Annotated in this window: 15 protein-coding genes, 4 tRNA genes and 1 pseudogene; 6 read left to right on the top strand and 14 right to left on the bottom strand. The window is 67.5% G+C overall.

The features are described from left to right. A pseudogene (locus BN972_RS08640) lies at positions 1–654 on the bottom strand (PE family protein); the annotation flags it as partial. Positions 655–1,068: 414 nt separating this feature from the next. Then, positions 1,069–1,140 (bottom strand) — tRNA-Val (locus BN972_RS08635). Positions 1,141–1,297: 157 nt separating this feature from the next. Here BN972_RS08635 and BN972_RS08630 point away from each other — a divergent pair. The 6 genes from BN972_RS08630 (at position 1,298) to BN972_RS29140 (ending at position 2,805) form a co-directional block, all read left to right on the top strand. Next, positions 1,298–1,370: transfer RNA gene (locus BN972_RS08630), tRNA-Gly, on the top strand. A gap of 29 nt (positions 1,371–1,399) precedes the next feature. After that, positions 1,400–1,473 (top strand) — tRNA-Cys (locus BN972_RS08625). Between the two features lie 14 nt (positions 1,474–1,487). Continuing rightward, positions 1,488–1,562 (top strand) — tRNA-Val (locus BN972_RS08620). A 97-nt stretch (positions 1,563–1,659) separates the two neighbouring features. Further along, a complete protein-coding gene (locus BN972_RS08615; protein WP_036355070.1) occupies positions 1,660–2,049 on the top strand; it encodes a DUF805 domain-containing protein in 390 nt (129 codons plus the stop codon). A gap of 57 nt (positions 2,050–2,106) precedes the next feature. Further along, positions 2,107–2,319, top strand: a complete 213-nt coding sequence (locus tag BN972_RS08610; protein WP_036355068.1) for a hypothetical protein — start codon at positions 2,107–2,109, stop codon at positions 2,317–2,319. A gap of 147 nt (positions 2,320–2,466) precedes the next feature. Then, positions 2,467–2,805: a hypothetical protein gene (locus tag BN972_RS29140; protein WP_142277069.1), complete on the top strand. Its 339-nt coding sequence runs from the start codon at positions 2,467–2,469 to the stop codon at positions 2,803–2,805. Positions 2,806–2,890: 85 nt separating this feature from the next. Here BN972_RS29140 and BN972_RS08600 read toward each other — a convergent pair whose 3' ends face one another. The 12 genes from BN972_RS08600 to BN972_RS27630 all read right to left on the bottom strand — a co-directional run bounded on the left by BN972_RS08600 (position 2,891) and on the right by BN972_RS27630 (position 12,137). Further along, a complete protein-coding gene (locus BN972_RS08600) occupies positions 2,891–3,208 on the bottom strand; it encodes a MarR family winged helix-turn-helix transcriptional regulator (RefSeq protein WP_051545159.1) in 318 nt (105 codons plus the stop codon). 175 nt (positions 3,209–3,383) lie between these two features. Beyond that, positions 3,384–4,277 carry a VOC family protein gene (locus BN972_RS08595; protein ID WP_051545157.1) on the bottom strand — a complete coding sequence of 298 codons (894 nt, stop codon included), beginning with the start codon at positions 4,275–4,277 and terminating at the stop codon, positions 3,384–3,386. A gap of 19 nt (positions 4,278–4,296) precedes the next feature. Beyond that, complete coding sequence (locus BN972_RS27640; protein ID WP_051545156.1) at positions 4,297–4,893, bottom strand: acyl-CoA dehydrogenase family protein; 597 nt, start codon at positions 4,891–4,893, stop codon at positions 4,297–4,299. Further along, entirely contained in the window at positions 4,887–5,483 is a 597-nt protein-coding gene (locus tag BN972_RS08590) for an acyl-CoA dehydrogenase family protein (protein ID WP_148305377.1), read from the bottom strand. Before BN972_RS08590 ends, BN972_RS27640 begins: the two co-directional genes overlap by 7 nt. A gap of 25 nt (positions 5,484–5,508) precedes the next feature. Beyond that, a complete protein-coding gene (locus BN972_RS08585; protein WP_036355065.1) occupies positions 5,509–6,276 on the bottom strand; it encodes an SDR family oxidoreductase in 768 nt (255 codons plus the stop codon). Beyond that, the gene (locus tag BN972_RS27635) at positions 6,273–6,707 is read right to left on the bottom strand and encodes a cupin domain-containing protein (RefSeq protein WP_051545152.1); all 435 of its coding nucleotides are present in this window, start codon (positions 6,705–6,707) and stop codon (positions 6,273–6,275) included. The genes BN972_RS08585 and BN972_RS27635 overlap by 4 nt, the downstream gene beginning before the upstream one ends. Next, on the bottom strand, positions 6,700–7,683 hold the full coding sequence (locus tag BN972_RS08575; protein WP_051545150.1) for a dihydrodipicolinate synthase family protein: 984 nt from the start codon (positions 7,681–7,683) through the stop codon (positions 6,700–6,702). The genes BN972_RS27635 and BN972_RS08575 overlap by 8 nt, the downstream gene beginning before the upstream one ends. Then, positions 7,677–8,411 carry a class II aldolase/adducin family protein gene (locus tag BN972_RS08570; protein ID WP_036355062.1) on the bottom strand — a complete coding sequence of 245 codons (735 nt, stop codon included), beginning with the start codon at positions 8,409–8,411 and terminating at the stop codon, positions 7,677–7,679. The genes BN972_RS08575 and BN972_RS08570 overlap by 7 nt, the downstream gene beginning before the upstream one ends. Continuing rightward, positions 8,398–9,417, bottom strand: a complete 1,020-nt coding sequence (locus BN972_RS08565) for a ketopantoate reductase family protein (protein ID WP_051545147.1) — start codon at positions 9,415–9,417, stop codon at positions 8,398–8,400. The genes BN972_RS08570 and BN972_RS08565 overlap by 14 nt, the downstream gene beginning before the upstream one ends. Next, positions 9,414–10,331, bottom strand: coding sequence for a VOC family protein (locus BN972_RS08560; protein ID WP_051545145.1), 918 nt, complete (start codon positions 10,329–10,331; stop codon positions 9,414–9,416). Before BN972_RS08560 ends, BN972_RS08565 begins: the two co-directional genes overlap by 4 nt. Then, the gene (locus BN972_RS08555; RefSeq protein ID WP_036355059.1) at positions 10,328–11,101 is read right to left on the bottom strand and encodes an alpha/beta hydrolase; all 774 of its coding nucleotides are present in this window, start codon (positions 11,099–11,101) and stop codon (positions 10,328–10,330) included. Before BN972_RS08555 ends, BN972_RS08560 begins: the two co-directional genes overlap by 4 nt. Continuing rightward, complete coding sequence (locus BN972_RS27630; protein ID WP_051545143.1) at positions 11,094–12,137, bottom strand: LLM class flavin-dependent oxidoreductase; 1,044 nt, start codon at positions 12,135–12,137, stop codon at positions 11,094–11,096. Before BN972_RS27630 ends, BN972_RS08555 begins: the two co-directional genes overlap by 8 nt. Positions 12,138–12,145: the final 8 nt, after the last annotated feature.

Raw genomic sequence — 12,145 nt, 5'->3', positions numbered from 1 at the left:
GCCCCACCGGTAATGGAGGCGGCACCGCCGGCCCCACCGGCCCCACCGGACCCGAACAGCAGGGCGGCCCCGCCGGCCCCACCGGCCCCGCCGGTCTGGGAGCCGGTCCCAAAAGTCAGGGAGCTAGAGGAGTCTCCTCCGGCGCCGCCGGCTCCCCCCGGAGCCAATCAACCCCGCAGCCCCGCCGGCCCCTCCGCTGGCGCCGGCCGCACCCGACCCGCCGGCCCCGCCGTTGCCGAACAACCACCCGCCCGGCGCGCCCGGGGCCCCGGTCCCTGGGGCGCCGTTGGCGCCGTTGCCGATCAGCGGACGTCCGGTCGCGGCCAGGACGGACGCGTTGATTGTGTCGATCCAGCCCTGCAACGGTCCGGTGGCCGCGGCCTCGGCGGTTGCATAGGACTGCGCACCCGTGATCAGGGCCTGCACAAACTGGCGGTGATACGCCGCCGCCTGAGCGCTGAGCGCCTGATAATCCTGCCCGTACGCGGCGAACAAGCTTGCGATCTGCACCGACACCTCATCGGAGGCGGCGGCCAGCACCGTGCTGACCCGTATCGTCCCAGCCGTGTTCGCCGACCTCAGCGCTGAGCCGATGCGCGCCACCTCGGTGGCCGTTGCGCCCAGCGTTTCGGGCCACACGATCACAGCGGACATTCCGTACCTCCTGTAGCGAATTGACCTCGCCGGCAAACCGACGGTATCGCGGCTGGGCGGGCACGACTCAGGTTTGCCGGCATCTCATGTTCGTCAGGTATCGGCGGCGCGAGTGCCGCTGCGGCGAAGCGGTTTTTGAGTCTGAATCGCTTCATCCCACGACACCAACAAGCAACGTTGCCGCCTGTGTAGCCAGGCGAGTCCGCCCATTTGATCAACTGCGCTCTATCGGGGCGCTTACCGCTAATTACCGGTAGTTACCGGTGCAGCCCCTCAGCGGCGGATCTTTCGAATTCGTATGAGCGGCAATGGAGCGTGACCGGCTTCGGAGTAGCGCAGGCGCGCCTGATAAGGGCCGCTGTCGCGGTAGGTGGCTATCTCTGGCGCGGCATCGGCCACTACCGTCAGATTGGGTGGTCCCGGCTGGGATCGAACCAGCGACCTTCCGCGTGTGAAGCGGACGCTCTCCCACTGAGCCACGGGACCGGCGCCGAGAGGCGAACGACGTCGAACACTAGCACGATCGCCGCTGACGCCGACGGGGGCTCTTAGGCAGGCGCGCCCGGTACCAAGGGATTTGTGTGGGCCGGTTCACTGGACTATCGTCTTGCTTCGCACCGGACGACGATCTCGCCCGTTGCGCGCGGATGTAGCGCAGTTGGTAGCGCATCACCTTGCCAAGGTGAGGGTCGCGGGTTCGAATCCCGTCATCCGCTCGAGAGGTGCAAGAGGCATCAATCCCAGCGGTGGAGTGGCCGAGTGGTGAGGCAACGGCCTGCAAAGCCGTGCACACGGGTTCGATTCCCGTCTCCACCTCCAGTTTCGATCTCCAAGCGCGATTAGCTCAGCGGGAGAGCGCTTCCCTGACACGGAAGAGGTCACTGGTTCAATCCCAGTATCGCGCACCAGAGTTTTGCCGCCGGTTCGTGTATTCGGACAACCAGGCACTCCAAGGCGGCTGTGCTACTTTCCGCCCACCTATCAGCTCCACAATGAGGTGAAGAGATGGGCTTCGGGCAAGCGATCTCGACCGGATTCGTCAAATACTTCAATTTCAGCGATCGGGCCTGTCGATCCGAATTCTGGTATTGGAGCCTCTTCACGTTCGCAGTCGGCGTTCTGACCGCCATCATCGACGGGCAACTGGATATCCAAGTCACCAACGTGGTTTTCCAAGTGGTCACATTCATTCCAAGCCTGGCCATTGCCGTTCGACGCCTGCACGACATCGACAACTCGGGCTGGTGGGTGCTGATCGCCTTCCTCCCGATTCTCGGCTTCGCCGTTCTCGTGATTTTTTGGGCGATGCGGGGCACCGACGGATCGAACCGCTTCGGCCCGGATCCCTTGGCCGAGGACTCTTCCCCGCATCCGCAGTTCGGTGCTCCCGCCTAAGGACAACGCTCGACCCGTGCCGCCCTAGGCCCAAAGCGGTCCGGCTAGGTTCTAGACGTGAGCTGGACACGGTACGAGGGCAAAGCACCCGCAGACCCGGCCCTAGACGGCGACGCGCTGTGGGCCCAGCTCCAAGATCACATCCGCCTGCACAATCCGCATTACACGGACGTCCGGCTCCACAACGCCACAGCGACCGACGAATACGACACGTCGGTTCAGCCGGCACGGCGGTGGTACCTGGTCACCTATCTGGCCGAGGGCGCCTGAGATCGCGATCGCAATCAGACTCGGCCTGACTGACCACGCCGCCCGCGCCGACCCGAAAAACGTTGGTGCCCAGGTGATAACGGCCACGACTGAAGGTCAGCGCTGCTCGTCCTCGCGGGCTTTGGCTTCATCCTCAGCCTGCCGAAGATGGCTGTCGTGGGCGGCCTGCCAATGCTCGTCTGCCTTCTGCTGCAACAAGTACCGTGGCCCGTCATCACCGCGGATCGCGGCGCGCTGATACATGTTCGCCGTCCGCTCGTGTATTCGGGCCAACTCCTCGTGCCGATGGGCCGCAGCCAAGTGAGCCTGCCTGGCGCGTTCCATCGCATCCTCGGCGCGCTGCTGCGCCGCGACTGCCGACTCGAGGGTTGGTCGCTGACCGGCAGCCAGCTCCGCTCGGCGCTGGCGCAGTTCCTCTACCCGGCGTTCGACCCTGGCCGTCCGTTCCGCGAAATATTTATCCTCGGCGTGTTCCTCGCCCGCTGACCCAGTCACCGTCCTGCCATCCTCTGAGTCCGACTCCGGCGGAATTGACCTTGCCGGCACGTTCAAAACACTATGCCGAACGACGTCACTCGTCGACGTCGAGCGCTTCGCTGACGCGGGTGAGGAACTTGCTGAACTTCACCACCTCGGCCTGGCTGAATTCCGCGGCCAGCAGGTCGTCGATCTCAGCGAGTTTGGCCGAGGCACGCCGCCACGCCGCCCGGCCGGCCGCGGTGAGCCGCGCGTCGATGATCCGAGCGGAGACCTCCGACTGCGCCCGCTCGATGTAACCCTTCTGCTCCAGAGCGGTGATGAGTCCTACCATCGCCTGCGGCGTGACGAACACCGTGCGAGCGAGTTCCGCCGAGGACGCCTTGCGCATATGGGCCAGCGCCTGGATCACCCCGAACTGCGCCTTGGTCAGCCCGGTCCCCGCAGCTTCGCGTCGAGCAACCGGGCGGCCGCTCGCTCGGCGCGCTTCAACTCCCACGGCAGGTGGGCCACCGTGGGCTCGTAGTCGTCGTCTCGCTGGACTGCCATCGAGATCAACCCTAGCGGCGGTCGGCGGGGCTCGACGGTCACACCATCTCCATCAACCCGCGGTGCCCCCAGTAGGCGCCCGGCCGGCCCGCCACGAAATGCTCGGTGACCCAGGTGTCCGGGTCGATAACGCGTGGCTCCCAGGCGTACTCGATGTTCCAGCCCGACGGATTGCGAAAGTAGAACGACACCGAGTGGTCGTTGGGGTGCCGGCCCAGCGTGGTGGTGGTGAGCTCGTGGTCTAGGCACACGTCGTAGGTGGAACCGACGTCGTCGATGGTGTTGGTCTGCAACATCAGGTGCTGAATCTTGCGCGGCGCATTCGGTGCCGCGAAGAACGCCAGCGAATGATGGCGCCCGTTGCAGTGCAGGAAGCTGGCCAGCAGCCCCATCCGCGGAATCACCGTGTAGTCGCTGACCCCGAATCCCAGGACGTTGACGTAGAAGTCGCTCGCCTTCTGCACATCCGAGGCGTAACAGACCACATGCCCGAGCCCGTGCTCGCCGGTGTGAAAGCCCGAGAGCGGACGCGACGGCAGGAAGGTCGGGCCGAACATCGCCTCGTGCCCGTAGGCGAGTTCCATGCGGACTCCGCTGTAGGGACAGGTGAAGTAGACGAAACCCAGCACCCGGCGCAGATCGGCCTCACCCGGAGTGCCTTCCAGCACTTCGACTCCCGCGTCCGAGACGGCGGCAGCGGCCCGGTCCAGCGCCGCGCGATTGTTCACCTGCCATCCCGCGTAACTGATGTCGTCGATATCCGCGGGCGACACCACCAGTCGGTGATGACGGTCGTCGAACCGCAGGTACAGCGCGTGGTCGTCGGTGTCGGGCATGATCTGGTGCCCCAGTACCTTGCCCGCGTATAAGCGCCACGCGTCGAGGTCGGTGGCGCCGGCACCCAGGTAGGCGAGTTGATTGATGAGGCTCACGCTTATGCCCTTCTATGTCTCAGGAGAAACCCGGCGGCAGCGGCAGCCCGAGTACCTGCCTGCCCCAGTTCCCGTAGACGGTGTCGGTGTTGTAACCCATGTGGGCGGCGACGCCGTGCACGTCGCGCCAGGCCTGTTGGATGGTGTGCTGGTCGAAAAGCCCACTGCCGCCGCTGAATCGCATCGCGCGCTCGACGGCGTCGACGCACATCCGAACGGCAGTGGTGACGTCGCGGTTGGTGGCGAGGCGCTGTTCCAGCGTGGGACCCGGACCCTGCTCGATGAGATCGTCGAGCAAACCGGCGCGATAGAGCATCAACCCGCGCGCCGCCTCGGCGTGGGCCGCGACGGTGCCGACGTGAATGATCATCGGGTCGCTCAACTCGGGCAGGCCGGTGAATTTCGAGACCTTCTTCTTCGAGTAGCCGGCGAAGTCGCGCGCGGCGCGGCGGGCGATCCCGAGCGCCGTCGACCCCAGATAGCTCGAAAGTGCCGAGGAGAAGGACAGTTTGAAGATCGGTGAGAGGTTCGCCAGCGAACCCGGCGCCCGGCCCTCCATCACGTCGACGGGATCGACGGTGCGGTGGGTGGGCACAAAGGCATCGTCGATCACCACGGTGTTGCTGCCGGTACCGCGCAGCGCGCATGTCGACCAGGTGTCCTCGACGGTGTAGTCGCTGCGCGGCAGCAGGCACCAGCGCGGGGTCGGGGTCCCGCGCCATCCGCGGGCGGCACCACGATGCCGACCATCGCCCACGAACAATGGTCGGAGCCACTGGAAAACGGCCACCGGCCACTCACCCGGACGCCACCGTCACACGCTGACACGTCGCTGGCCTCGGCGGCGAACGACGACGACATCAACGCGTTCGGGTCCTCACCCCACATGTCGTATTGGGCTTCCAGGTCGAACACCGACCCCAACCAGAAGTGGCTGGCCAGCAGCCCGAACACCCAGCCGGACGCGCCATCGCCTTCGGCGACCGCGCTGACCAACTCGACGACGGCGCGGCTGCCCAGTTCCCGGCCGCCCCACCGAGCCGCCTGGTTCATCCGCAGCAACCCGCTGTCGACGAATTCGCCGATGGTCGCCTCGGGCAGTCGCCGGGCCTGCTCCCCCGCCAACCGCCGCTCCGAGACCGCGGCCGCCAGCCGTTCAGCCACCTGCCTGGCGTCGTCCAGAGACATCACCCGAGTCGATGTCACGTCACCACCTCCTGACCACCTCCTGCTAAAAGTTCTCCGGCCGGGCGGCCGCATCGATTCCGCCATCGACGACGAGCACGCTGCCGACCAGGTACCTGCTGCCCTCCGACAGCAGCCAGCACGCCGCGTCGGCGATGTCGGGCGGCTGCGCCCACCGCCGGATCGGCGCCGGGTTTTCGTCCATCAGCCGCGCGATCTCCGGGTCGGCCATGGCGATTTCGGTCATCGGCGTGACGGTGGTGCCCGGGGCGATGACGTTGACGCGGATGCCCGCCGCGATCCACTCCGGTGCGACCCGGCGGCCGAACTTCAGCGTCGCCAGCTTCGAGGTGTTGTAGGCGACGCCGTGGTCTCCGTGCTTGACGGTCAGCTCGATCGCGCGCTGCTCGTCGCCGGCCAGCATTGCCTCGCACGACTCGTCATCGACGGCCTGCACCATCGGGGCGATCGAACTCACCACCACCACAGCCGGTTTCGCCGCGGCGGCCAACTGCGGCCGCAGGGCTGCCAGCAGATCGACCTGCCCGAAATAGTTGACGCTGGTGAGCAATCCGATGTCGCTCACCGCCGGACCCACGCCGGCGTAGCCGATGTACCCGTCGACGACGCCATCCGAAGCGTCGGCGATGGCGTCGGCTGCCCGGAGGCGGCCGACCGGATCGGACAGGTCGGCCTGGATTTCGGCGCGCGCGAGGTCGACACCGATGACGCGTAGGCCGTCGGCCTCGAGCGCCTGCCTGGTAGCCAGCCCCAAACCCGATGAGCTGCCGGTGACGACGATCGTGCGGCTCACGCGCGGGTCCCCCTGTCCGCCAGCACTTTCTGATAGTCGCCGGGGCTGTTGATGGCCAGGTAGGAGCAGCGCCGGTCTCCGACATTGCGGATGCCGTGCGGCACGTTGGCCGGAACCATGACGGCCTGACCGACGCCGACGGTGACGGGCGGCCGGTCGCCGATGGTGTACTCCGCCTCACCGGCGACGATCACGTGCAAATGCTCGGTGACAGGATGGTAGTGAAAGTCGTTCTCCTGCCCCGGTTCCAGGTTCCACACCACGATGCCCAGCCCGTTGTCGGCGATGTTGGAGTACATCAACGCGACCACCGCCGAGTCGGGGTCGAACATCTGATAGGTGGCCAGATCCACGACCAGCGACTCCGGGCGGGTGGGATCGATCCGCGCGACCAGGTCCGGCACGAAGCGTTCGGCGGATTCCTTAAGCATGGACCGGCCCCTTTCGCTCCGCGGTTTCGGTGACTTCGCACAACTTTCGCCAGGCGGCCGCGTTGGCGAGCGCCGCGTCGCGCCACGCTTGGGGAAGGTCGGTGTACGGGGGGCGCGGCGGCCCGCAGCGGGTGTACCCGGCGGCGTCGATCCGGGCCTTCTCGAACTGCAAATTGTATTGCGCGAACAAGGAGAAGTCCGGAATCGACAGCGGCACGGTGTCGATCGCCTCCAGCAGCGCGATGGCCCGGTCGCGATCCCCGGTGGCCGCCGCAGCCATCGCCGCCACCCAGGGCTGCGGTCCCATGGCCGCCGAGGTCGCCCAGCAGCCGTGCCGATAATCGGGGAACGCCTTGTACGCTGCGGTCAACATGCCACCCTCGCCGTTGAGGAACGCAACCTGCTCTCCCGCCACGGCCAGCAGTTCCTCGGTCAGCGGGAAGCTCGTCTTGCACGCCACCACCGTCGGGCATCGCTGCGCGACACCGCGCCAGAATTCGATCGGGTACTCGAACTTGAAGAAGAAGCGGTTGGCGTACACCAGCACCGGCAGGTCCGGCACCGCCTCGGCCAGGTCGGCGTGGAAACCGACGGCGTTGTCCAGCGTCGGGGTCTGCCAGAGCGGCAGGCCGACGAACGCCCCTGCGAGACCCAGTTGCCGCACGACGCGCATCTGTTCGACGACCTCTTTGGTGCCCAGCGCGGTGGTCCCGGCCAGCACCGGGACCCGCCCGGCGGACGTCTGATTCACCGCGTCGTACAACTGCATCCGCTCGGCCCACGTGGTGGTGGCGCCTTCGCCGGTGGTGCCGCACAACCCGATCAGCCCCACACCGTCGCGGATCAGTTGTTCGGCCAGCCGGCAGGCCTCGTCGAGGTCGACGGTCGACTCGGGTCCGAGCGGATCGACGTCGGCGCGCATCGGCGTCGGCGGCAGGGCGAGTACCCGGCCCCGGAAATCTGCGGCGGTCAGCATCGGCGCTCCTTCGGTTTCAGCACGTCGGGGTCACGGCGAATCTCTCTGCGGGCCATCGCTTCCCAGAACCCCTCGAATTCGGCGACGCCGAGCGTCGTATTGATATCGGGCTGCAATTCCTTTGCCCCGCCCAGGCCTTCGACCAGGGCGGCGCGTTGGCATCGTTCCGCGAACGACACCGCGCGCAGGTGTGCCCGCGGCAGGTCCGGGCCAACGATGAACACGCCGTGGCCGGCGAGCAGCGCGATGTCCGCGTCGCCCATCGCTGCGACGGCATTGCTAGCCGCCTCCTCGGCGGCAACGGTCCCGCCGAACTCGTCGACCAGCACCACCCGGCCGCCGCCCAGTGCGCCGGTCTGATCGTGCACGCCCGGCACGCGTCGGGCATTGGCCCACACCGTCACCCAGCGTGGATGGTTGTGGATCGACACGACGACGTCGTCGCGGACGCGGTGCAGCGCAAGGTGCAGGTTTACCCCGGGGGCGGGCGGCCAGCGGCCTTCGAGCACGTTGCCGTCGCTGTCGATGCGCACCACGTCGTCGGGTCCGAACTCGTCCCACAGCAGGAACCATGGGTTGGTCAGCAGTGTGCCGTCGGGCTGCTTATAAGTGATGTGCCCCGCCAGGTGGTCGTCGTAGCCCTCATGCCAGAGGGTGCGGGCCAACAGCACCAGCTCCTGTTCGGGAGTCAGCGGCGGCAGCAACACGCCGGGCTCAGCAGTGAACATCGACGGGCACCTCCCCGGTCACCATCAGCTCGTAGCACCGGACGATGCGGTAGGCGGCGGTCAACACCGGCGCCGCAACGCCGAGCCGTGCTGCGGCGGAGACGAATTCGCCGAGGGACTCCTCCACTTCGGTGTGCCGGTGCCGCAGCAGGTCGTCGTGCATCGAGGGTCGGCCCCGTACACCCCGCTCGGCCATTCCCCGCCCTAGTGTCATCGCGCGCTGCACGGAGGCCTCGAAGTCATCAAGAGCGAACTGGCGGAACTGGGCGTACGGCGCGAAATAGTCGCGCGGGGTGTAGCCCTGGGCGCTGTAGACATTCAGCAGCTCGCCGGTCAATTGCACGTAGTATTCGGCGCCCGGCCTGGCCTGGAGGGCTTCGGTGATGGTGCGGTCGGGCAGGAAACCGACAGCGGTGATCGAGAAGGCGGCGATGAGCGCGGCCTGAAGCAGCTTCTCCCATTCCACCGCCCGGATGAATTCCGTTGCCACGGCGCCGAATCCCGCGCCGCGGAAAGCTGCGGCCAGCCGCTCGACCCGGGCCGAGAGGACGCCGTCGAGTTCGCCGAAGTAGAACGACACCGGCGCGGTTCCGGTGTGGTGCACGTGACCCGGTTCGACGAGCATCGCCGATTCGGTAGTCGAGGCGCCGATGACCCGGTCGGTTCCGACCCATTCGGCGAGGCGGGCGTCCTTGGTGACGCTGTTCTGCAGTGACAGGGCGACGTGGGCGCGTAGCGCCGCCGCTTCCGCCAGGGCCTTTGCCGTATCGGTGGTTTTGACGGTCAGCAACAGGTAGTCGAACTGTCCGGTCACCTCGGCCGGCGTGGACACCGCACCCAGCCGTACCGTGCCGAATCCGCGAATCCCCCCCACCCGCAATCCGTTTCGCCGGATCGCCTCGACATGGGCCGGGCGTCCGATCAGCGTGACATCGACGCCGACTTCGGCCAGACGCGCTCCGACAAGGGAGCCGAGGCCCCCCGCACCGAGCACGCAGATCCTCATCGGCTTTCGACCTTGGCGTCGGCGATGTCGTCCATCATGTCGCCGCGGTGCCCCCACAGTTCACCGCGGCCGGTGTAAGTCCGTGCCACCCAGGTCGCGTCATCGACTTGGAGTGCCTGCCAGCCGAGTTCCATGTTGAAGCCGGACGGATTCTGCACATAGAACGACAGCGTCGGGTCGTTGAAGTGCTGGCCCAGGGTATTGACAATCGGTATCTGCAGATCCATGACCCGGTCGTAGGCCTTGCCGAGATCCTCGAGGCGGCTGACCTCCAGCATCAGATGATTCGGACCGGGCGGCATCGGCAGGTCGAAAAAGCCGATGCTGTGGTGGCGTGCCGTGGCACGCATGAAGACGACGGTGTTGGGACCCCAAGCGAACCGGTCGGTGAGCCGGAACCCCATGGCGTCGCGGTAGAACGCCTCGGCCTCGGGAGCCGACGCGACCGCGTAGAACACATGGCCGATCCCGAGCGGCCCGGTCAGGAACTCCTGCACGCCAACGGGTGAGCGGAACGGCTCCTCTTCCACCGTTTGGCCCCAATAGATCTCGTGGTGATTGCCCCACGGGTCGTCAAAAAATGCCAGGCCCGACACACCGCGGCGGGTGCGCAGTCGATCGTCGGCGGCCTTGACCGCGACACCGTGCGCCTCGAGGTGCGTGACGGCGGCACTCAGTGCGACGTCGTCGGCCACCTCCCATCCCGCGGCGACCTGCCTGTCGCGGTCCGCGGGTTGCACGGCGATGCGCCAGCTTCGTTCGTCCAGGCGTAGCCATAGCGTGCCGTCGGGTTCGGCGGCGGGTGGGCCGCCGGCGGGCATCATGCCGAACGCGTCCACGGTCAGCTCCCGCCATGCCGCGATGTTGGTGACGTCGTACACGACGTAACCGAGGCCGCGCAGGTCGATGGTCACCGCAACACCGAATCCAGCCAGGCGGCCGTAAGCGCGAGCATTTCGGGCCGGTCGAATGCCGGGTCCTCGTGGCCGGCTCCGGCCACCGACAGCAGCGTGCTGCGCACACCCCCGCGACCGAGCGCGTCGTGCAGTGCGGCCGACTCCGACGGCGGCACCATCCGGTCCCGATCACCGTGCGCGATCAGGAACGGTGGGCCACCAACAGCGCCCGCGGCCCGCACCAACACCGACGACGCCGCCGGCGCGCCGGCCACGTCGGCTAACCCGAGGACGGCCGCCTCGAACGGCGGGAACATGATCTGGCGCTCCAGCGGGCTGCGCGCACCCGATGAGGCGAGATCGGCAGGGGCGAACCAGACCACGGCGGCCTGCACCGCGCTGGACGGGTCCGCGTCGAGGGCAGCCATGCTGGCCAGGTACCCGCCCGCCGAGGCGCCCCAGACCCCGATCCGTTCCGTCGACAATCCGTAGCCGCCGCCATTGGCACGCAGCCAGCGCACCGCCGCCTTCATGTCGTCGAGCTGCGCCGGGAACAGATAGCGCGGCGCGTGCCGGTAGTTGATCGACGCGACCGCCACCCCGCGGGAGGCGAGCCCGCGCAGCCGGGTGGACTCGGCGTCGGACTTGTCGCCGAACTGGAAGCCGCCGCCGTGCGCGTACACCACCAACACAGGATCGGCGGTGGCCGGCAGATACAGGTCCAGGCACAGGTCGACACCGTCGACGGTGGCGTAGCTCAGGTCGCGCAACGCCTTGACCTCAGACACTGGCCTGCTCCAGCGCCGCCAACCGGACCACCGGCGCCACCTGGGTGCCCAGCAGTTCGTAGCTGCGAGCCACCGCGTCGCGAGTGAAAGCCGCGTAGTCGCACCAAGCGGCGAAGGTGCCGAAGCCCCCTTCACGGCACTGCTCGATGATCTGTTCGGCGACCGTGGCGGGTGCGCCGATCAGGTAGTCGTCCGGGTGGGAGAGCATCGCCGCCACGTTGGGGTCGGCGGCCTCGCCCTGCCGCAGCACTCCCAGTTGCGTGAGATCGGCGGCAGCCTCGGCCAACTCACGCGCTTCGGCGTCCGATGGGGCGACGAACACGCGCCGACGCAGCGCGAGCATCTCGGGTCCCGACGGCGTACCCGCCTCGCGTGCCGCGACGCGGTATGCCTCGGAGATTTGCGCCGCGAACGGCCGCGGCAGCCAGCCGGTGCAGATCCGCCAGCCGCGCCGCGCCGCCCACTGCGCCGAACTCGCCGACATGATGGTCGTCCACACCGGGCGCGCCGGACTGCCTTGCAGCCGTGGCACTATCGGCACGTCGACCAGGTTGTGGAACTCGTCCCGGTGCGTGACATACGGTCCGGCGAGACCCTTCTCGAGCAGATCCGCGGCGCTGTAGTAGCGAGGGCGGATGTGCTCGGCAGGCAACCCCGCCTGCACGGCTTCGTCGTCACCGGCTCCCGGCCCGATTCCGATCTCGAACCGACCGCCCGACAACATATCCAGCATCGCGCATTCCTCGAGGAAGCGGCGGCCGTCGTGCAGGGGCAGCACGCTGCCCATGATGCCCAGTCGGAGCTTGCTGGTACGAGCCGCAACCGATGCGACCACCAGCTGCGGGGACGGCGCGATGAAGATCGGGTTGAAGTGGTGTTCGGCGTAGAAGACCCCGTCCAGCCCCCATTGTTCGAGTTTGGTGGCCAATTCCACGTACCAGCTGTAGGTCTGGCGGCATGCGTCCACGGTCAGGTCCTCGGGTGCGGGAGCGCCACCGGAGGTGAAGATGTTGAACGCCCACACGTCGATTGCCATGCCCACCT

The organism is Mycobacterium asiaticum DSM 44297 (assembly GCF_000613245.1).
GTDB lineage: Bacteria > Actinomycetota > Actinomycetes > Mycobacteriales > Mycobacteriaceae > Mycobacterium > Mycobacterium asiaticum.
Note: the sequence above shows the minus strand (reverse complement) of the source record. Positions and strands in the feature narration are given on the sequence as shown.